Origin of the sequence: Oceaniradius stylonematis (genome assembly GCF_965223445.1) — a bacterium.
GTDB lineage: Bacteria > Pseudomonadota > Alphaproteobacteria > Rhizobiales > Rhizobiaceae > Roseitalea > Roseitalea stylonematis.
Map to the genome: position 1 here is coordinate 3,226,109 of NZ_OZ244994.1, position 18,368 is coordinate 3,244,476.

Consider the following 18,368-nt stretch of genomic DNA (forward strand, 5'->3'; position numbering starts at 1 on the left):
CTCACGGGGCGGGTCGTGCCGCCCCGTAGCCGCCCGGCGTTGGCGTGGTCACGATCACCGCTTCGCCCTCCGCGACAGACGTCTGGTCGGCATGCTTGAGTTCTTCGAGCGTGCCGTCCAAGCGTCTGATCTCGGTCTTGCCCAGCTGCCCGTCACCGCCGCCGTCCAGCCCCTTGGGCGGCACCGTCCGGTGTGACGAGACAATGGCGCATTCCATTTCCTCGAGAAAGCGCAACACGCGCCGTGTGCCGTCGCCGCCGCGCCAGGCGCCTTTGCCGCCCGAGCCGGGCCGGATCGAGAACTCCTCGACGACGATCGGATAGCGCATTTCGAGAATCTCCGGGTCCGTCATGCGGGTGTTGGTCATGTGCGTGTGCACGCCCGAGGCGCCGGCGAAGGCATGGCCGTCATTCATCACGCCCGCCGGCGATCCCGAACAGATCGTCTCATAGTTCTGGTGGCGCGCATTGCCGTAGGTCAGATTGTTCATCGTGCCCTGGGCATTGGCCAGAGCGCCCAGCGCCTGGAGCAGGCAGTTGGTCACGTGCTGGCTGGTCTCCGTATTGCCGGCAACGACCGCGGCCGGATAGACCGGCTTCAGCATCGACCCGTCGGGGATCACGATCCGGATCGGCTTCAAACAGCCCGCATTCATGGGAATGCCTGCCTCAACCATCAGCCGGAACACATACAGCACCGCCGCCCGCGCCACCGGCTCGGGCGCGTTATAGTTGTTTTTCGCCATCGCCGAGGTGCCGGTGAAGTCGACGGTTGCTTCCCGCTTGTCGTGGTCGACGGAAATCCGCACCCTGATCTGCTGGCCGGTGTCGGTCGGATAGGTCGCCTCGCAATCGGCGAGCCTGTCGATCACCCGCCGCACGCTCTCTTCGGCATTGTCCTGGACGTGCTTCATATAGGCCTGCACGACCGGCAGCGTGAAATGACCGACCATCCGGCGCAGTTCGGCGACGCCCTTTTCGTTGGCCGCCACCTGCGCCACGATGTCGGCAAGGTTTTGCTTGGGATTTCGCGCCGGCCATGCATGGCCGGTCATCAGGTCGATAAAGGCGTCGTCGCGCAGCGTTCCCCGATCGACCAGCTTGAAATTGTCGATCAGCACGCCTTCCTCATCCACATGGGTGGCGCGTGGCGTTGCCGACCCCGGTGCCATCCCGCCGACATCGGCATGGTGGCCGCGCGAAGCGACGAAGAAGAGGATGCCCTTGCCGTCATCATCGAACACCGGCGTCACCACCGTGATGTCCGGCAGGTGCGTTCCGCCATTATAGGGCGCGTTGAGCGCATAAACGTCGCCGGGCCGCATGTCGGGGTTCTGGCGGATGATCGATTCCACCGAGCGGTCCATCGAACCGAGGTGAACAGGCATATGCGGCGCATTGGCGACCAGGGCGCCCGAGGCGTCGAACACCGCGCAGGAGAAATCGAGCCGCTCCTTGATGTTTACCGATGAAGCCGTGTTCTGAAGCGTCACGCCCATCTGTTCGGCGATCGACATGAACAGGTTGTTGAACACTTCCAGCATCACCGGATCGGCATCGGTGCCCACCGGGGCGGCTGTCGTCCGTGCTTCCACGCGGCGCATCACCACCGTGTCTCGCTCGGTGACCTGCGCCTCCCAGCCCGGTTCGACGATGACGGTCTGGTTGGCTTCGACGATGACCGCCGGCCCGGCGACCCGCGCGCCGGGGCCGGCGCCGTCCCTGTCGCGCCGGTAGACACCCGCGTCGCGCCATGCGCCGCCGGTGAACATGCGGCCCTGCTGCGCCGGTCCGGGCCGGTGCTCGGTTGCATCGTGCGCATCCAGCGGCGGTGTGTTGTCGGTCGAATCCTCACCCTCAAGACCCACGGCCTCGACCACCATCGCCCGCCCCGGGCTGATGAAGCCGAATTGCGCCTTGTGGGCCGTTTCGAACGCTGCGCGGGCAGCCACGATGTCGTCGCCGTCGAACGGCACTTCGAGGCTCGTATCGGTTCCGTCATAGCGGATGTGCAGCGTCGCACGGGTGGCGATCGCCTCACGGGAGACGCCCTGGGATTCGAGCTCTTGTTCAACCTCGGCGCCCAACCGATTCAAAAGAGTCTCGATTTCCGGTTTCGTCGCTTCTTCGAGCGGTTTGACAAGTGCATGCTGGCGGGACGCGGATGTCTTCGACAGGCCGATGCCATAGGCCGACAGCAAACCCGACAGCGGATGGATCAGCACGGCGTCCATGCCCAGCGCATCGGCGACCAGACACGCATGCTGCCCGCCGGCGCCGCCGAAGCAGTTCAGCGCATATTCGGTCACGTCATAGCCGCGCTGCACGGAGATCTTCTTGATCGCATTGGCCATGTTTTCGACCGCGATCGTCAGGAACCCTTCGGCCACTTCCTCGGGCGCTCGTCCGTCGCCGATCAGGTCGGCCAGCGCGGCGAACTTGTCGCGCACGATGTCGGCGTCCAGCGGCTCGTCCCGGCCCGGCCCGAAGATCGCCGGAAAGAAGGCAGGGTCGAGCTTGCCGGTCATCACATTGGCGTCGGTCACCGTCAGCGGGCCGCCGCGGCGGTAGCAGGCGGGACCGGGATTGGCGCCGGCGCTGTCGGGGCCGGCCTGAAAGCGCCCATCCTCATATTTGAGGATCGAGCCGCCGCCGGCAGCCACCGTATGGATGTCCATCATCGGCGCGCGGATGCGCACGCCGGCCACTTCGGTCTCGAAGGCGCGTTCATAGTCGCCGGCAAAATGGGCGACGTCGGTGGACGTGCCGCCCATATCAAAGCCGATCACGTGATCGAACCCTTCGGCGCGCGCCGTCTCGACCATGCCGACCACGCCGCCGGCGGGTCCGGACAGGATCGCATCCTTGCCCTGGAAGGTTTCTGCCGCCGTCAGCCCGCCCGACGACATCATGAACTGAAGGCGGGTTTCGGCCTTGTCGGCGCCGATCCCCAGCTGCCCGGCCACCTGGTCCACGTAGCGGCGCAGGATCGGCGACAGATAGGCGTCCACGACGGTCGTGTCGCCGCGTCCGACCAGCTTGGCGAGCGGCGAGACCTCATGGCTGACCGAGACCTGCGCAAAGCCTGTCTGCCGGGCGAGATCGGCCGCCGCCTGCTCATGGGCCGGAAACGCCCAGGCATGCATGAACGCGATGGCGACGGCATCGATGCCCGCTTCGCGAGCCGCCGTCAGCCCCGGCCGCAGCCATTCGGGATCGAGCGCATGCTCGACCGTGCCGTCGGCCAGCACCCGTTCGGGCACTTCGATGACGTTCTCGTAGAGCTGCTCGGGCAGCACGATCTTTTTGGCGAAGATGTCCGGCCGCGCCTGGTAGGCGATGCGCAGCGCGTCGCCGAAACCCTTGGTGATCAGCAACAGCGTCCGGTCGCCCTTGCGCTCGAGCAGCGCGTTGGTGGCGACCGTCGTGCCCATCCGCACCGTGCGCACCAGGCCGGGCGGCAGCGGTGCGCCGGGCTCAAGGTTCAAGAGATCACGAATGCCCTGCACGGCAGCATCGAGATAGGCTTCGGGATTTTCCGAAAGAAGCTTGTGGGCATGCAGCGCGCCGCCCGGATCACGGCCGATCACATCGGTGAAGGTGCCGCCGCGATCGATCCAGAAATCCCACTGCCCAGACATTCTTGGTCCTCCGTTTCGCGTCCAGTCTTGGCGGAAATCGTCGTCAGCGGCAACCGGCGGATGGTCCGGGTTCCGTCGTCGACAGCCGCTCGTTTTGCAGTGCACATTTTTTGAACACAGTTGGCCGCAACCACATCGCGGCCCGGCGCGTTGCTGCCGGATGACTGGTCCAAAAGAGGATGACATCCCATGAAGAAGGCACTCATTTCATCGGTCAGCGTGCTGGCGCTTCTGGCGCTTGCCGCCTGCGGCGAAGACGAGGAAGCGGCTCGCGCGTCCGCCGAAACCGCCGTCGAGCAGGCGGCCAACGAAACCCGGGAAGCAGCAGAAGCAACGGGTGAAGCCGTTGCGGAAACCGCGCAGAATGCCGCAGATGCGGCGTCCGAGGCGGCCCAATCCGCAAGCGAGACGGCATCGCGGCTGGCGGACGACGCCACGCAGGCCGCTGAAGATGCCGCCGACACGGCCGAGCAAATGGCCGACGATGCCGGCGAAGCGGTTCAGCAGGCAGCCGAAGATGCGGGCGCCATGGCCGGCGAAGCCGGTGACGCGCTCCGCGACGCCGCCGGCAATCTCGCCGACGCAGCAAACGAGACAGCCGAAGGCGCGGGCCAAATGCTCGAAAATGCCGCCGAAGGGGCTGGCGAAGCGCTGGAAGGCATTGCGGACACCGCACAAAATGCTCTGGCGGCGGCCGGTCTGGCCGGTCCGCTCGCCGGCACGCGCTGGGTATCGCCCGACAGCGACGCGGCGTTCGTCGCCTTCGATGCCGGCACCGTCTCCGGCAATGGCGGCTGCAACGACTTCACCGGCAGCTATGAGACCGGCGAGGACGGCGCCCTGACGGTCGGCCCGCTGGCGTCGACCAGAAAAGCATGCGAGGCCGAGATCATGACGGCGGAGACTGCGTTCCTTGCGGCGCTGGGCTCGGCGAGCGCTTATTCGGTCGAGGGCGACACGATGACGCTGACCGACGCCTCGGGCAGTCAGCTCATCGCGCTCAGCCGCGCGGCGCAGAACTAACCGATTCGGGCGCGGCGGCCGAACCACACGGTCGCCGCAACCGCGCATGCGAAGATGAGCGTGCGCAGCGTCACGGTCTCGCCCAGAAGCCAGACCGACAGGCCGATGGTCACGAAGATCTGCATGAGCTGGATCTGACCGATGCGCGCGATCCCGCCAAGGGCAAGCCCCGCATTCCAGGCGAAAAATCCCAGAAACATCGAAAAGACGGCGTGATAGCCAAGCGCCAGCGCCGGCACCGGTTCGATGAAGGCGTATTCGGGCTCCCACAGGAACCAGGAGATCGCCAGATTGAACGGCAGGCAGGCGATCAGCACGCGGCAGATCACCTCCCAGCCGGGCATGGATTTCGAGAGCTCGGCCATGACGACATAGCCGAGCGCCGCCGAGATCGCAGACGCCAACAGCCACAGATAGCCCGGATTGGAAAAGTCGCGCACCGCGCCGCCGTCCTGGCCGATGACGAACCAGACGACAAGGACCGAACCCGCAACGGCCCACGCCCAGAACGCGGCGCCGGGCCGTTCGGCTGTCAGGAGCGCTGCGAACATGGCGGTTGCAAGCGGCAGGATGCCCAGAACCACGCCGCCATCGCTGGCCGGTACGCTGACCATGCCGAGCGATGAAAAGGCGGGGAAGCCGAACGTGACCATCGCGCCGGCCAGCAGCAGGCGCCAACTCGGCCGGAAGAGCCGCGTACGTCCGAGGGAAAGCAGAACGATGAGGGAAAGGACGCCTGCGACCACCGCCCGCGCCGAGGCGATGAACAGAGGGCCATAGACTTCGAGCGCAAAGACGGTGGCCGGAAGTGTCGCGCCGAAGATGACAATGCCCACCAGACCGAGCGCAAAGCCAAGCGGCACGTTTCTGTCCTGACTCATCGCTGTGACAAACCGCCTGGGCAAAGACCAGCCGGCCTTGTGTCACGACACCGGAAGGGGCGCAACGCCCTTACATTTGCGCGGCCATTGGACTATCAGGCGGCATGTCGATCTGGGTGCGCATCTCCGACTTCGTCTCCGGCACGGCGGGCCAGGCGCTCGGCGCGCTGGTGGAGCAGGTGCGCACCGTCTTCGAGGGCGATCCGGAAACCCGCGCCCGCGTTGCGTTCTCGGTCGCGATGATCGCGCTGTCGGCCAAGATGGCCAAGGCCGACGGTGTCGTCACCACCTCGGAGGTCGACGCATTCCGGGAGATCTTCGAGATCCCCGACGAGGAGGCAAAGCGCGTCGCCAGCCTCTACAATCTCGCCAAGCAGGATGTTGCGGGCTACCAGAGCTATGCCGCCCAACTGGCCGGCCTGTGCGGATCGGGCCAGCCCGATTGCCCGATGTTGCGCGACATTCTCGACGGCCTGTTCCACATCGCCAAGGCCGATGGCGTCATCCACCAAAAAGAGCTCGAGTTCCTTGCCGACGTGGCGGCCATCTTTGCGATTTCCGACGCCGAGTTCGACCGCATCCGCGCCCGCCATGTCGATGCGGGCGACGCAGACCCCTGGCGGGTTCTGGGCATCGCGCCCGGCACGCCGTTCGACGAGGCGCGGCAACGCTATCGCGAACTGGTCCGCGACAATCATCCCGACACGATGGCCGCGCGCGGTGTGCCGGCCGAGTTCCACGCCATCGCCCATGAGCGCGTCGCGGCGATCAATGCGGCCTGGGATGTCGTCGAACCGGAGTTGAAGCGGGCATGAGCGGGGACGCGGAGCCGACGACGTTTGCGCCTGACCATCCCGGTGCCATCGTACGCCCGTCGCCCAGTTTCGGCGAGCGCCGGGGCCGTGCGGGGCCCTCGCTGATCGTCCTGCACTATACCGGCATGGCAACCGGCGAGGCGGCGGAGAACTGGCTGTGCGCGCCCGAAAGCGAGGTGTCCAGCCACTACCTCGTGCATGAGGATGGCCGCATCGTGCAGATGGTCCGCGAGCAGGATCGCGCCTGGCACGCCGGCCGCTCGTTCTGGAAGGGCACCACCGATGTCAATTCGGCATCGGTCGGCATCGAGATCGTCAATGGCGGCCACGATTTCGGCCTACCCGATTTTCCCGGCGTTCAGATCGCAGCGGTGATCGCGCTGACCCAAGATATCATGGCACGCCATGGCATGGGCAGGGATGTGGTGGTCGCCCATTCCGATGTGGCGCCGGGCCGCAAGCGCGATCCTGGCGAACGGTTTCCCTGGAATGGCTTGGCCGAGCGCGGCGTTGCACTCCATGTCGAGCCGGTACCGGTCGGCGGCGGCCGCTTTCTGGCTCCCGGAGACACGGGTGAGCCTGTCGCGGCGCTGCAGTCCATGCTGGCGCTCTACGGCTTTGATGCAAACGCCGACGGCGTCTTCGGCGAGGCGACACGCATCCAGGTCGAGGCGTTCCAGCGCCGGCACCGCCCGGCACAGGTCGATGGCATTGCCGACATGTCGACCATCGAGACGCTGAACCGCCTCTTGCGACTCTATCCGTCATTCTCTTGACGGACATCGGCGCGCGGATTGTTACCGCCTGTCGCGCAGATTGAATTGCTGCGGCGCACAAGTGCCGCATTCGCCAAGTCTGTCGCCCGTCAAACAGAAATAGACGGGATTTTTTCCATGAATGCAAAGATCGTGGGCCTTTTTGGCCTGATGGTGACGCTCGCGCTCGTTTCGGGGTGCCAGACAACGACGGTGCTCGACGGATCTGGGAGCGGCGATGAAGGCGCCGCCGGCACAGCCTCGATCGAGACGCCCGGGACGACCACGCTGGCGCTGCGCGCAGACAATCCGGTCACCGCGGCCGTGGCTGACGATCGCCCCTTCGCCGCGCTGATCGCCACGCATGCGGCGGCCAACGACGTGCCCGTCGATCTGGCCCATGCGGTGGTCTATTCGGAAAGCAGCTACCGACCGAACGCGCGCGGCGCGGCCGGCGAGATCGGCCTGATGCAAATCCGCCTCGGCACGGCGCGCATGCTCGGCTACACCGGTTCGGCCAAGGGGCTCTATGACCCCGAAACCAATATCCGCTACGGCATGAAATATCTCGGCGGCGCGCACGACCTTGCCGGCGGCTCCACCTGCGGCACGATCCTGCGCTACAATGCCGGTCATGCGGCGCGGCGGATGAATCCGGTCTCCCAGCGCTATTGCAACAAGGTGGCCCGCCTGCTGGACAATTAAAGGGATTTCGACGCTCGCCGCGCAGCAGCCGCCCAGGCGCCGGTACCGCAGCGTAAGCGGACGCTAACTCTTTGATGTCCCTTGATCTTTGCTTGCGCAGGGCATGTCTTGGCCGGCGAACGATCGGCAAATTCGATCCGCACAGCCGGAGGCTCCATTGATTTGGCGGGCGGCTGCCTAGCTATCCCAAGAAGGGTGCGCCGCCGGCGGCCCCGGCCATCGGGAGATCGATCATGGGTGTGTTGCGGGTGGTGATTGCCGGGCTCGGCATCGGCTTTTTCGGACTGATCGTCTGGGCGTCTTTCGCCGCCGATTTCTGGGCGTCGTTCGATGCGATCACCGCCGATCCATGGGGGCTGGTCACGCTCGCCGATCTCTATCTCGGTTTCGTCCTGACGGCGGTCGTGATCGCCGGCTTCGAGCGGGGTTTCCGCGCGGTCCTGTGGATCGTTCCCCTGCCGTTTCTGGGCAACGTCTGGGCGGTTATCTGGTTCGTCGTCCGGCTCCCCGAACTGTACCGCCGGCTCGTCCGCGCGCCCTGACGGGCCGACTTGACGGCGGCACCGTCCATACGTCTAATTGACGCGGCGTTTGTCGCGCGAGTCAGAACATGGACCCTTGGACGAACGCGGCAGTCGTTCGGGGAGGGCGGTAATGACAACGAAAATTTGCATAGCGGACGACCATCCATTGTTCCGAGATGCGATCAAATCGGCGCTGATGGGCCATATCAATGGCGGCCCGGCAACCACCGAGATGATCGAGGCGGGTGATTTCAACGAGGCAATCGCCGTCCTGGACCGGGAGACCGATCTCGATCTTCTGCTGCTCGACCTGACGATGCCCGGCGCCAGCGGGCTCTCGGCTCTGGTCGCGGTGCGCGCTTCTTATCCGGCGGTGCCGGTCGTCGTTGTTTCCGCGAGTGACGATCCCTCGACGGTGCGCCGCGCGCTCGATCTTGGCGCCTCGGGCTTCATCTCCAAATCGGCCACCACAGAGGCCATCCGGTCCAGCGTCCAGACCGTTATCGACGGCGGGATCGCAATGCCGGAAGGCATCGACCTTGGCAGCGAACACGATCCCGAGGTCGAGGACCTGATCGGCCGCATCCGAACGCTTACGCCGCAACAGGCGCGCGTGCTCGGCATGCTGGCCGAGGGACTGCTCAACAAGCAGATCGCCTATGAGCTCGGCGTCTCCGAAGCGACCATCAAGGCGCATGTGTCCGCGGTTCTGCAAAAGCTCAATGTCGACAGCCGCACGCAGGCCGTGATCCGCCTGTCGAAGATCGGCAGCGACATGCTGCGCGGCGACGAAGGCGGTGCCGCACCGGCCTGACCGGCTTCAGCGGGAAGGCGTGGTTCAGCCGAACGTGCCCGTGCGCGGAAAGCCCTTGGGCACCATGCGCCCGGCGCCGGCGCGCACGCCCATCCACTCGGACAGCTCTTCCTTTGTCCGCGTGAAGGTGCGGCCGGAACTGTCCTGCCAGGTCAGGCCGTCTTCGATCGCGAACACCTTGGCGTCCTTTATGCCGCCATCCTTGTAGCGCTGCAGGCGGACACCCTTGCCGCGGCCCATCTCGGGCACCTGGTCGAGCGGGAAGACCAGAAGCTTGCGGTTTTCGCCGACGACGGCCACATGGTCCGGCGTTGCGCCGTCGCCGGCCTCGACGAAGCGACACAGCACCGCCTCGTCCGGCATCTTGACGTTCATGACCTGCTTGCCCTTGCGGGTGTTGGCCGAAACCTCGCTCTCGCCGACGATGAAACCGTTGCCCGCCGATGAGGCGACCAGCAATTTGCGCCCCGGCCTGTGCACGAAAGCGGTCGCGATGTCCGCATCATTGTCCATGTCGACCATCAGCCGGATCGGTTCGCCATGGCCGCGACCGCCGGGCAATTTGTCGACGCCGATCGTGTAGAACTTGCCGGTCGTCGTGAAGACCAGCAGCTTGTCGGTCGTGTGCGCGGGAAAGGCGGTTCTGAGCTGGTCGCCTTCCTTGAAGGTCAGCCCGTCATAGTCGGAAAGGTGACCTTTCATCGCCCGCAGCCAGCCCTTGTCCGAGACGACGACGGTGACCGGTTCCTTTTCGATCATCGCCTGCTGGACCGCTTGCAGATCGATCTCCTGCGCCTCGCTGAAGTCCGTCCGGCGCGCCCCCAGTTCGGTGTCCTTGCCGAACCGGTCGCGCACTTTGCCGATCTCCCAGCCGACGGTCTTCCACTGGGCGTCCTCGGACGCGAGCAGCCGCTCGATCTGATCCTTTTCCTCGGTCAACTGGTCGAACTCCTTGCGGATCTCGACCTCCTCGAGCTTGTTGAGGGCCCGCAGGCGCAGATTGAGGATCGCGTCCGCCTGTACCTCGGTCAGCTCGAACGTCTTGATCAGTTCCTTCTTCGGCTCGTCCTCGAAGCGGACAATGCGGATCACCTCGTCAAGGTTCAGATAGGCGATGAGGAAACCCGACAGCACTTCCAGCCGCTTTTCGATGTTGGCCAGCCTGTGCCTGGAGCGACGGATGAGCACATCGCGCCGGTGATCGAGCCATTCGCGCAGCACGTCGCGCAAGTTCATCACCTTGGGCACGATGCCGCCCGACAGGACGTTCATATTCAGCGGCTGACGGCTTTCCAGATCGGTCAGCTTGAACAGCGATTCCATCAAAAGGTCCGGATCGACCGCGCGCGATTTCGGTTCGAGCACGATGCGCACGTCTTCGGCGCTCTCGTCGCGCACATCGTCGAGCAGCGGCACCTTCCGGGCGATCAGCAGTTCGGCGATCTTCTCGATCAGCTTCGACTTCTGGACCTGGTAGGGGATCTCGGTGACGATGATGCGGTAGCCGCCGCGCCCGGTCTCCTCCTTGTGCCAGCGTGCGCGCACCCGAAAGCCCCCGCGCCCGGTCCTGTAGGCTTCCAGGATCTGGTCGCGCGGCTCGACGATGATGCCGCCGGTCGGAAGGTCGGGCCCCGGCACGAACTCGACCAGCTTTTCGATCGTCGCGTTGGGGAACTTGATCAGGTGCAGCGCCGCCTCGCACAGTTCGGCGGCATTGTGCGGCGGAATGGCCGTCGCCATGCCGACCGCGATGCCCGACGAGCCGTTGGCCAGAAGGTTCGGGAACGCGCCCGGCAGGACGACCGGTTCCTCGTCTTCCTCATTGTAGTTGGGACGGAAATCGACGGAGTCCTCGGTGATACCGTCCAGCAGCAGCGTGCCGACCTCCGTCATCCGCGCTTCGGTGTAGCGGTAGGCGGCGGCGTTGTCCCCGTCGATATTGCCGAAATTGCCTTGGCCGTCGACCAGCGGGTAGCGCACCGAGAAATCCTGGGCGAGCCGCACCAGCGCGTCATAGATGGCCTGGTCGCCATGCGGATGGAAGTTGCCCATCACATCGCCGACGATCTTGGCGCACTTGCGATAGGCGCTCTGCGGATCGAGCTTCAAAAGCCGCATCACGTAGAGGATGCGCCGGTGGACCGGCTTCATGCCGTCGCGCGCATCGGGCAGGGCCCGGTGCATGATCGTCGACAGCGCATAGGCGAGATAACGCTCCTCGAGCGCCGACTTCAGATCGACGGGCTCGATTTCGCGGCCGGGTTCATCGCCGCCGGGCGGCTGGACGGGTTTTGACATGGATTTTGCCTACCGGCTCGGGCGATTCGCGGCAAGCCGACATGAAAAAGCCCCGCGCAGGGCAGGGCTTTCAGCAAACGATGCCGTTCCGGTCACTTCTTGAGAAGGTCGCGAATCTCGGTCAGCAGGACGACGTCCTCGGCCGGCGCGGGCGGTGCCGCTTCGGCTTCTTCTTCCTGCGAGCGTTTCATCTTGTTCACGGCGCGCACCATCAGGAAGATGATGAAGGCCAGGATGACGAAATTGATCACCGCCGTGATGAAGGCGCCATAGGCGAGCACGGCGCCCTGTTCCTTGGCGGCCTCCAGCGATGTGGCTGTTACTTCCGGCGCGAGCGCGACGAAGTAGTTGGAGAAATCCAGCCCGCCGAAAATCGCGCCGACGATCGGCATGATGACGTCGCCGGTCAGCGACGTGACGATTGCGCCGAACGCGGCACCGATGATCACGCCGACGGCGAGATCCATGACATTGCCCTTGGCAATGAACTCCTGAAATTCCTTGAGCATGTGCGCCCCCTTTTTTTGGTCTGCTCGAACGTGCGCGTCGGCGGACCAGTGCCGTCCCGCGCCGGCGGGTCCATACACCATGGCGTCCGATTGTGAAACGCATTATCGTCCGACCGTTGCGGCCGCCTGTTAGACAAGCCGGGTCGGCTCTGCTTGAATGCCGCAAGCGGGGAGTATCGCATGCCGGGCTGGCTGGTCGCGCTTGCGGCGTTCGGATATCTGGCCACTTTGTTTGCCGTTGCCGCCTATGGCGACCGCCGCGCGCGCGCGCTCCCGGTCGGCAGCCCGCGGCCGCTCATCTACGGGTTCAGCCTCGCCGTCTACTGCACGTCCTGGACGTTTTTCGGATCCATCGGCCTCGCCGCAAACAACGGCTTTGAGTTCTTCGCCATCTACCTGGGACCGATCCTCGTGTTCACGCTGGGCTACCGGCTGGTCCGGCGGGTCGTCCATCTGTCCAAATCCGAGCGGATTACCTCGATCGCCGACTTTCTGGGCGCGCGCTACGGCAAATCGATGCATGTGGCAGCGCTCGCCGCCTGCATCGCGGTGATCGGCACGGTCCCCTACATCGCTCTGCAACTGAAGGCGGTCAGCGACGCGGTCACGCTGATGGTCAGCCATTATGACGGCTCGATCGGCGCGCCGTCGACCCTGCCGATCGACGTCTCGCTGGTGGTCGCCATCTCGCTGCTGGCTTTTTCTATCCTGTTCGGCACGCGCCATGCCGATGCCACCGAGCACCAGGACGGGCTGATCACGGCGATTGCCGTTGAATCGATCGTCAAGCTGCTTGTCTTTGTCGGCGTCGGGCTGGTGATCCTGTTCTTCCTGTTCGGCGGGTTCGGCCCGGTGCGCGAGGCGTTTGGCGACAATGCTGCCGTCGCGCGTTCCCTCTCGAACGGCACATCCGGCGAAACATGGCTGGTGATGACGCTTTTGAGCGCTTGCGCGATCCTCATGCTGCCGCGCCAGTTCCACGTGACGGTCGTCGAACACCGGTCCGATGTCGAGCTTCGCCGTGCCCTCTGGCTGTTCCCTGCCTATCTGATCGCCATCAACCTGCTGGTCATGCCGATTGCCGTTTCGGGTCTGATCAATCTGGAGCCCGACGTGCCCGCCGACATGTATCTTCTGGCGCTTCCGCTCGCCGCCGATCAGGACTGGCTGGCGCTGATCACCTTTATCGGCGGGCTTTCGGCGGCCACGGCCATGGTGATCGTTGCCTCGGTCGCGCTGGCCATCATGGTCTCCAACGATCTTGTGCTGCCGGCCCTGTTGTGGCGCTTCAACGCGGCCGCGCGCACGGCGGCGGGCGACTGGTCGCGCATCATCCTGAACATCCGCCGCATCGCCATGGCGCTGATCATCCTGGCCGCCTTCGCCTATTACCGGCAGACCGACCACACCGCCCAACTCGCCTCGATCGGCCTTTTGTCTTTCGCTGCCATCGCCCAGTTCGCGCCGGCCTTCCTGATCGGCCTGATCTGGCGGGGCGCCAATGCGCGCGGCGCGTTCCTTGGCATGCTCGGCGGTTTTCTGGTCTGGGCCTACACGCTGCTGGTGCCCAATCTTGCCGGGGCCGACGCGGCGATCGTGCGCGAAGGCCTGTTCGGCATCGCCATGCTTCGGCCGAGCCAATTGTTCGGCGTCCAGTTCGAACCGCTCGTGCATGGCGTGTTCTGGTCGCTGGCGGTGAACATCGCGCTTCTGGTCGGCGGCTCGCTGTCGCGCACGCCGACGCCGCTCGAACGCATCCAGGCGGTCACCTTCGTGCCACGCGAGGCGCAGCAGTCGATCGGGCTCAAGCGGTTCCGTACGACGACGACGATCGACGAACTGAAGGAGTCGATCGCCCGCTATGTCAGCACCGCGCGCATGGAGCGCGCCTTCGAGGCGTTCGAACTGCGCGAGGGGCGAAAGCTGGTCGGATCGGACACGACCGACATATCGGTCGTCCGCTATGCCGAGCAGGTGCTGGCGAGCGCCATCGGCTCCTCGTCGGCACGGCTCGTCCTGTCGCTGCTGTTCGAAAAGGACGGCGCGTCGTCGCGCGAGACCGTGCGGCTTCTCGATGATGCGTCCGAAGCGCTCCAGCAGAACCGCGATCTTCTGCACAAGGCGCTGGACCAGATGGATCAGGGCATATCGGTGTTCAACAACGAGTACCGGCTGACCAACTGGAACGGCCAGTTCCGCAGGCTGCTCGGACTGCCGCCCGAAATGGGCAATTTCGGCATGCCGCTCAAGTCGATCACCGGCATGCTGGTCGAGGCCGGTCAGATCGATGCCGAGACCGAACGCGAGGTGGTCGAGAACGTCACCCGGTTCCGCAGGGCCTGGCAGCTGGCGCTGGCGCGCAGCGGCCGCATTCTCGAAATCCGCTCCAACCCGATGCCCGATGGCGGGCTGGTGATCACCTATACCGACATCACCGGCCGGGTGGAGGCGGACGAGGCGCTCAAACGCACCAAGGAAAGCCTGGAAATGCGGGTGCGGGCGCGCACCGCCGAACTGACCCGCGTCAACGAGGAACTGGCAGTCGCCCAGCGGAGCGCCGAAGAAGCCAATATCGGCAAGACGCGGTTCCTTGCCGCCGCCGGACACGACATCTCCCAGCCGCTGAACGCGGCCCGGCTCTACACCTCGTCGCTGGTCGAACGGATGGGCGGGCAGGGCGACAGCACCAACCGCGAGATCGCCCACAAGATCGACACGGCGCTGGAATCGGTCGAGCACATTATCGGCGCGGTTCTCGACATTTCGCGGCTTGATGCGGGCGCGCTGACGCCCAATCCGACGCGGTTCCCGGTCGCCGACCTGCTCCAGCAGGTGCAGTCGGACTTCGCGCTGATGGCCAAGGAAAAGGGGCTGGAGCTGACGGTGGTGCGCACCGGCGCCATCATCGAGACCGATCGCAACCTGCTGCGCCGGCTGTTGCAGAACCTGGTCTCCAACGCGATCAAATACACCCATGAGGGCCGCGTCTTGATCGGCGTGCGCCGGCGCAGCCATGACGCGGTCATCTGTGTCTACGACACCGGCATCGGCATTGCGCCAGACAAGGCGACGCGGGTGTTCGAGGAGTTCCAGCGCCTGTCGGACGGTGCGCGCATCGCCAGCGGGCTGGGGCTCGGCCTGTCGATCGTCGACCGTATCTCGCGCGTGTTGAGCCTCGAGGTGACGCTGGAATCGATCCCTGGCGCGGGCACGGCCTTCAAGGTCCCGGTCCCGGTCGTCGATGCCGCCGCGCCTGCGGTAACGGCGAAACCCGCGCCGGCGCAGGCCCGTCGCGCGCTGTTGACCGGCCTGACGATCGCCTGCATCGACAATGAGGAAACCATCCTGTCGGGCATGAGCGTGCTGCTGACGGGCTGGGGGGCGACGGTGATCGCCGCACCGCGCCGCGACATGCTGGCCAGAGCCCTGAACGATCATGGCGCCGACCCGCATGTCATCATCGCCGACTATCATCTCGATGACGGCACCGGCATGGAGGTGATCGCCGACATGCGCGCGCGCTATGGCGATGCGATCACCGCCGTCCTGATCACCACCGACCGGTCCGGCGAACTGCGCGAACAGGCGTCGGCCGCCAATGTCCACCTGCTCAACAAGCCGCTCAAGCCGGCCGCGCTGCGCGCCATGCTGACCCAGGTGCCGATGCCGCGCATCGCCGCCGAATAAGGCGTCGCGACGGAAGTTTCGGCGGCGCCCCTGCCGTTAACCAATCCAATTTTCTCTTTCGCAGTAATTGACCGTTAACGTCGCGGGCCGGCGCGCCGCGCGCGCTGTCGTTTTCCTCGAACCCCGGTGTTCATTCATGCGTGGTCTTGTCGTCGCGGCTGGTCTTTGTGTGCTGTCCGCTCTGGTCCTGTCCGGCTGTTCGGCCTCCTCGGGCGTCGATGCGCTGGAGCTTGCCGGCCCCTCGGGCGAAGTGACGAGTTCGATCACGCCGCGCGCGCCGGTCCCTGGCGCAACGGTCCCGTCCGCCACCGCCTTGGCACCGTCGGCGGTTGCGGTCTCCGAACCGGCCTTCGAGGCGGCTGATGAAGCGCGCGTGACGCCTGCACCGGTCGACGTGGCGCTTGCGCGTCCCGAAAACCCGGCCGGACCCGCCGCACGTCCGGAAAACCGGCGCCGCATATATGCGCCCCGGTTCGGCGATGCCAAGCCGGTCAATTTCGGCCGCGCCTCGCCCGACAAATTCGCTGTTCATGGCGTCGATGTCTCGCACTGGCAGCAGGAGATCGACTGGCCGGCCCTGCGCACCCAGGGCGCCAACTTCGCCTTCATCAAGGCGACGGAGGGCGGCAAGCATGTCGACCGGCTGTTCCGCCGCAACTGGGACGCGGCCCGCGCCGCCGGCATTCCGACCGGCGCCTACCATTTCTTTTTCTGGTGCCGCTCGGCTGCCGAACAGGCCGACTGGTTCATCCGCCATGTGCCCAAACAGCCCGGTGCGCTGCCGCCGGTTCTCGATGTGGAATGGTACGGCAACAAGCGCTCCTGTCCGCGCAAGCCCCCGCGCTCGACCGTGCTCGCCAAGATGCGGGTCTTCTCCGAACGCATCGAAGCCCATTACGGGCAGAAGCCGATCATCTACACGACGCCCGACTTCTACGAGGACAATCTGCGCGGTCAGTTCAAGGACCATGCGTTCTGGCTGCGCTCGGTCGCCGCCCATCCCCGCGAACGTTATCCGAACCGGGGCTTTGCCTTCTGGCAATATTCGGGAACCGGCACGGCGCGCCGCGGCGTCGAAACGCAGATCGATCTGAACGTCTTCAACGGCACCGAAGAGGGCTGGCACAGCTGGCTGGCACAGAACCTGTCCCGTTGAGGCATCGGCGATGAGGTGGCCGTCAACCGAATCCCGTTGACGAAAGCGCCGCTTGGCTGCAACGCAGCGTTCAGCCAATGATGGAACTGTTCGCTTGCCTGCAAGACCTCTCTATGTGATCGAGCACTGGGCCGTGGCGGAGCCTGATGCGGGGCGGCGGCACCTGATCGCCCACGGTCACGATGTGCGCGTGGTCGAGCCATGGCGTGGCGAGACGCTGCCGGTTCTGACCGGCGACGAGGCCGGCGTGATGATCATGGGCGGCCCGCAAATGGTCACTGACCTCGCTGTCTATCCGTACCTTTCGGCGGAATGCGCCCTGATCGAGCAGGCGATGGCAAAGTCGGTGCCGTTGGTCGGCGTTTGCCTGGGCTCGCAACTGATCGCCCATGTTCTGGGCGCATCGGTCGATTTCAACCCCGAGGGGCGCATGGCGATGGGCTTCTACCCGCTGGACGTGACGTCGGCGGGCCGCGACATCTTTGACGGGCCGCTGATGGCGCTCAGCGGCAATCAGCAGGGTTGGACCGTGCCGCCCGGCGCGACGATGCTTTCCCATGGCAACCCGGCGCTGACACCGAACCAAGCGTTTCGCACCGGCGACACGACGATCGGGTTCCAGTTCCACCCCGAAGTGACGCGGACGATCCTCGATCAATGGCAAACCGAGTTCGCCGGCCTCATCGGCCGGTCGGGAACGCAGTCCAAGAGTGAACAGGATGCCGGGTTCGCTCGCCACGATGCGGTGCTCAAGGCTTGGTACTTCGATTTTCTGGACCGGTGGTTTCAAACCCACCTGGCCACATAGGCCACCGTGTCCGGGTCGAACCAGTTGCGCGAATATTCCTCGATCGTGCCGGCATTGCCCCATGAAATGCGCTCGACATGGCCGAGCTGCGCTCCTTGCCGGAACGGACTGTCCGGCGGCGCGAAGTCCGGGCAGGAGGCAACGGACACCCGGTCTTCGACGCGGGCGATCCAGAAACCCAGATTCTGCCGGTAGAACAGATGCATCGACTCGTTGATTGACTCGACATCGAGGTTCGCCGCATGGCGCGCATCGAACCAGATCTCCTCCAGCGCCGCCGGTGTCTCGCCGAGAAAACGCAGCCGTCGGACGCGCCAGGCCGCGGTCGATGCGCTGTCGCCGAGCCGCGGCGCGAAATCCGGATGCGGCATCTTGTCGAGCGACAGGATGCGCGCCGTCGGCAAGCCGGCGCCGTCCTTCAGTTCCAGATGGAAGAATTCGTAGATCGCGCCGGTTTTGGCCTTGGCCCGCACATAGGTCCCCGAACCCTGCCGGCGCTCCAGAAGTCCGCGGGCTTCGAGTTCCGCCAGCGCCTTGCGCAACGTGCCCACCGCCACGCCCAGGCTACCCGCAAGTTCGATCTCCGTGGGCAGCCGGGTCCCGTCGGGCCAGATGCCGGCGGCGATCTCGCGGGTCAGCAGTTCGGAAATCTGGATGTAGAGCGGTAGCGCGCCGCCCCGGACCGGTTTTTCCGCCACTTGAGCGTCCCCCCTGGCGGCGACCATAGGCTGTTGAAAAAGCGCTGTCACCGCT

Annotated in this window: 14 protein-coding genes; 9 read left to right on the forward strand and 5 right to left on the reverse strand. The window is 65.4% G+C overall.

What is annotated here, in order from left to right:
* Position 1 precedes the first annotated feature (1 nt).
* The gene (locus ACOQOU_RS15910; protein ID WP_306024678.1) at positions 2-3,640 is read right to left on the reverse strand and encodes a hydantoinase B/oxoprolinase family protein; all 3,639 of its coding nucleotides are present in this window, start codon (positions 3,638-3,640) and stop codon (positions 2-4) included.
* Positions 3,641-3,829: 189 nt separating this feature from the next.
* Here ACOQOU_RS15910 and ACOQOU_RS15915 point away from each other — a divergent pair, with 189 nt between their 5' ends.
* Complete coding sequence (locus ACOQOU_RS15915; RefSeq protein WP_306024679.1) at positions 3,830-4,663, forward strand: META domain-containing protein; 834 nt, start codon at positions 3,830-3,832, stop codon at positions 4,661-4,663.
* Here the strand turns inward: ACOQOU_RS15915 and ACOQOU_RS15920 are convergent.
* On the reverse strand, positions 4,660-5,544 hold the full coding sequence (locus tag ACOQOU_RS15920; protein ID WP_306024680.1) for a DMT family transporter: 885 nt from the start codon (positions 5,542-5,544) through the stop codon (positions 4,660-4,662). The genes ACOQOU_RS15915 and ACOQOU_RS15920 overlap by 4 nt on opposite strands.
* Positions 5,545-5,648: 104 nt before the next feature.
* On the opposite strand from ACOQOU_RS15920, the gene ACOQOU_RS15925 reads away from it, so the two are divergent.
* The 5 genes from ACOQOU_RS15925 to ACOQOU_RS15945 all read left to right on the forward strand — a co-directional run bounded on the left by ACOQOU_RS15925 (position 5,649) and on the right by ACOQOU_RS15945 (position 9,157).
* Positions 5,649-6,359 (forward strand): J domain-containing protein, encoded by a 711-nt coding sequence (locus ACOQOU_RS15925; RefSeq protein WP_109765922.1) that lies wholly within the window; start codon positions 5,649-5,651, stop codon positions 6,357-6,359.
* Positions 6,356-7,135 (forward strand): N-acetylmuramoyl-L-alanine amidase, encoded by a 780-nt coding sequence (locus tag ACOQOU_RS15930; protein WP_109765923.1) that lies wholly within the window; start codon positions 6,356-6,358, stop codon positions 7,133-7,135. The genes ACOQOU_RS15925 and ACOQOU_RS15930 overlap by 4 nt, the downstream gene beginning before the upstream one ends.
* Before the next feature lie 117 nt (positions 7,136-7,252).
* Positions 7,253-7,819 carry a lytic transglycosylase domain-containing protein gene (locus ACOQOU_RS15935; protein ID WP_306024681.1) on the forward strand — a complete coding sequence of 189 codons (567 nt, stop codon included), beginning with the start codon at positions 7,253-7,255 and terminating at the stop codon, positions 7,817-7,819.
* Positions 7,820-8,052: 233 nt separating this feature from the next.
* A complete protein-coding gene (locus ACOQOU_RS15940) occupies positions 8,053-8,361 on the forward strand; it encodes a hypothetical protein (RefSeq protein ID WP_306024682.1) in 309 nt (102 codons plus the stop codon).
* Between the two features lie 112 nt (positions 8,362-8,473).
* Positions 8,474-9,157 carry a response regulator transcription factor gene (locus tag ACOQOU_RS15945; protein WP_306024683.1) on the forward strand — a complete coding sequence of 228 codons (684 nt, stop codon included), beginning with the start codon at positions 8,474-8,476 and terminating at the stop codon, positions 9,155-9,157.
* A gap of 24 nt (positions 9,158-9,181) precedes the next feature.
* Here ACOQOU_RS15945 and parC read toward each other — a convergent pair whose 3' ends face one another.
* Positions 9,182-11,455 (reverse strand): DNA topoisomerase IV subunit A, encoded by a 2,274-nt coding sequence (gene parC, locus ACOQOU_RS15950; RefSeq protein WP_306024684.1) that lies wholly within the window; start codon positions 11,453-11,455, stop codon positions 9,182-9,184.
* Between the two features lie 92 nt (positions 11,456-11,547).
* On the reverse strand, positions 11,548-11,964 hold the full coding sequence (mscL, locus tag ACOQOU_RS15955; RefSeq protein ID WP_109766158.1) for a large conductance mechanosensitive channel protein MscL: 417 nt from the start codon (positions 11,962-11,964) through the stop codon (positions 11,548-11,550).
* A gap of 180 nt (positions 11,965-12,144) precedes the next feature.
* On the opposite strand from mscL, the gene ACOQOU_RS15960 reads away from it, so the two are divergent.
* The 3 genes from ACOQOU_RS15960 to ACOQOU_RS15970 all read left to right on the forward strand — a co-directional run bounded on the left by ACOQOU_RS15960 (position 12,145) and on the right by ACOQOU_RS15970 (position 17,615).
* Entirely contained in the window at positions 12,145-15,651 is a 3,507-nt protein-coding gene (locus tag ACOQOU_RS15960) for a PAS domain-containing hybrid sensor histidine kinase/response regulator (protein ID WP_420578741.1), read from the forward strand.
* Positions 15,652-15,787: 136 nt separating this feature from the next.
* Entirely contained in the window at positions 15,788-16,807 is a 1,020-nt protein-coding gene (locus ACOQOU_RS15965; protein ID WP_109766160.1) for a GH25 family lysozyme, read from the forward strand.
* A gap of 94 nt (positions 16,808-16,901) precedes the next feature.
* The gene (locus ACOQOU_RS15970; RefSeq protein WP_306024686.1) at positions 16,902-17,615 is read left to right on the forward strand and encodes a glutamine amidotransferase-related protein; all 714 of its coding nucleotides are present in this window, start codon (positions 16,902-16,904) and stop codon (positions 17,613-17,615) included.
* Here ACOQOU_RS15970 and ACOQOU_RS15975 read toward each other — a convergent pair.
* Positions 17,594-18,313, reverse strand: coding sequence for a GntR family transcriptional regulator (locus ACOQOU_RS15975; protein WP_306024687.1), 720 nt, complete (start codon positions 18,311-18,313; stop codon positions 17,594-17,596). The genes ACOQOU_RS15970 and ACOQOU_RS15975 overlap by 22 nt on opposite strands.
* Positions 18,314-18,368: the final 55 nt, after the last annotated feature.

What these genes read in the sequence shown, in the direction of transcription:
- ACOQOU_RS15910 (WP_306024678.1), bottom strand. Translation starts at nt 3,640, where the DNA reads ATGTCTGGGCAGTGGGATTTCTGGATCGATCGCGGCGGCACCTTCACC.
- ACOQOU_RS15915 (WP_306024679.1), top strand. Translation starts at nt 3,830, where the DNA reads ATGAAGAAGGCACTCATTTCATCGGTCAGCGTGCTGGCGCTTCTGGCG.
- ACOQOU_RS15920 (WP_306024680.1), bottom strand. Translation starts at nt 5,544, where the DNA reads ATGAGTCAGGACAGAAACGTGCCGCTTGGCTTTGCGCTCGGTCTGGTG.
- ACOQOU_RS15925 (WP_109765922.1), top strand. Translation starts at nt 5,649, where the DNA reads ATGTCGATCTGGGTGCGCATCTCCGACTTCGTCTCCGGCACGGCGGGC.
- ACOQOU_RS15930 (WP_109765923.1), top strand. Translation starts at nt 6,356, where the DNA reads ATGAGCGGGGACGCGGAGCCGACGACGTTTGCGCCTGACCATCCCGGT.
- ACOQOU_RS15935 (WP_306024681.1), top strand. Translation starts at nt 7,253, where the DNA reads ATGAATGCAAAGATCGTGGGCCTTTTTGGCCTGATGGTGACGCTCGCG.
- ACOQOU_RS15940 (WP_306024682.1), top strand. Translation starts at nt 8,053, where the DNA reads ATGGGTGTGTTGCGGGTGGTGATTGCCGGGCTCGGCATCGGCTTTTTC.
- ACOQOU_RS15945 (WP_306024683.1), top strand. Translation starts at nt 8,474, where the DNA reads ATGACAACGAAAATTTGCATAGCGGACGACCATCCATTGTTCCGAGAT.
- parC (WP_306024684.1), bottom strand. Translation starts at nt 11,455, where the DNA reads ATGTCAAAACCCGTCCAGCCGCCCGGCGGCGATGAACCCGGCCGCGAA.
- mscL (WP_109766158.1), bottom strand. Translation starts at nt 11,964, where the DNA reads ATGCTCAAGGAATTTCAGGAGTTCATTGCCAAGGGCAATGTCATGGAT.
- ACOQOU_RS15960 (WP_420578741.1), top strand. Translation starts at nt 12,145, where the DNA reads ATGCCGGGCTGGCTGGTCGCGCTTGCGGCGTTCGGATATCTGGCCACT.
- ACOQOU_RS15965 (WP_109766160.1), top strand. Translation starts at nt 15,788, where the DNA reads ATGCGTGGTCTTGTCGTCGCGGCTGGTCTTTGTGTGCTGTCCGCTCTG.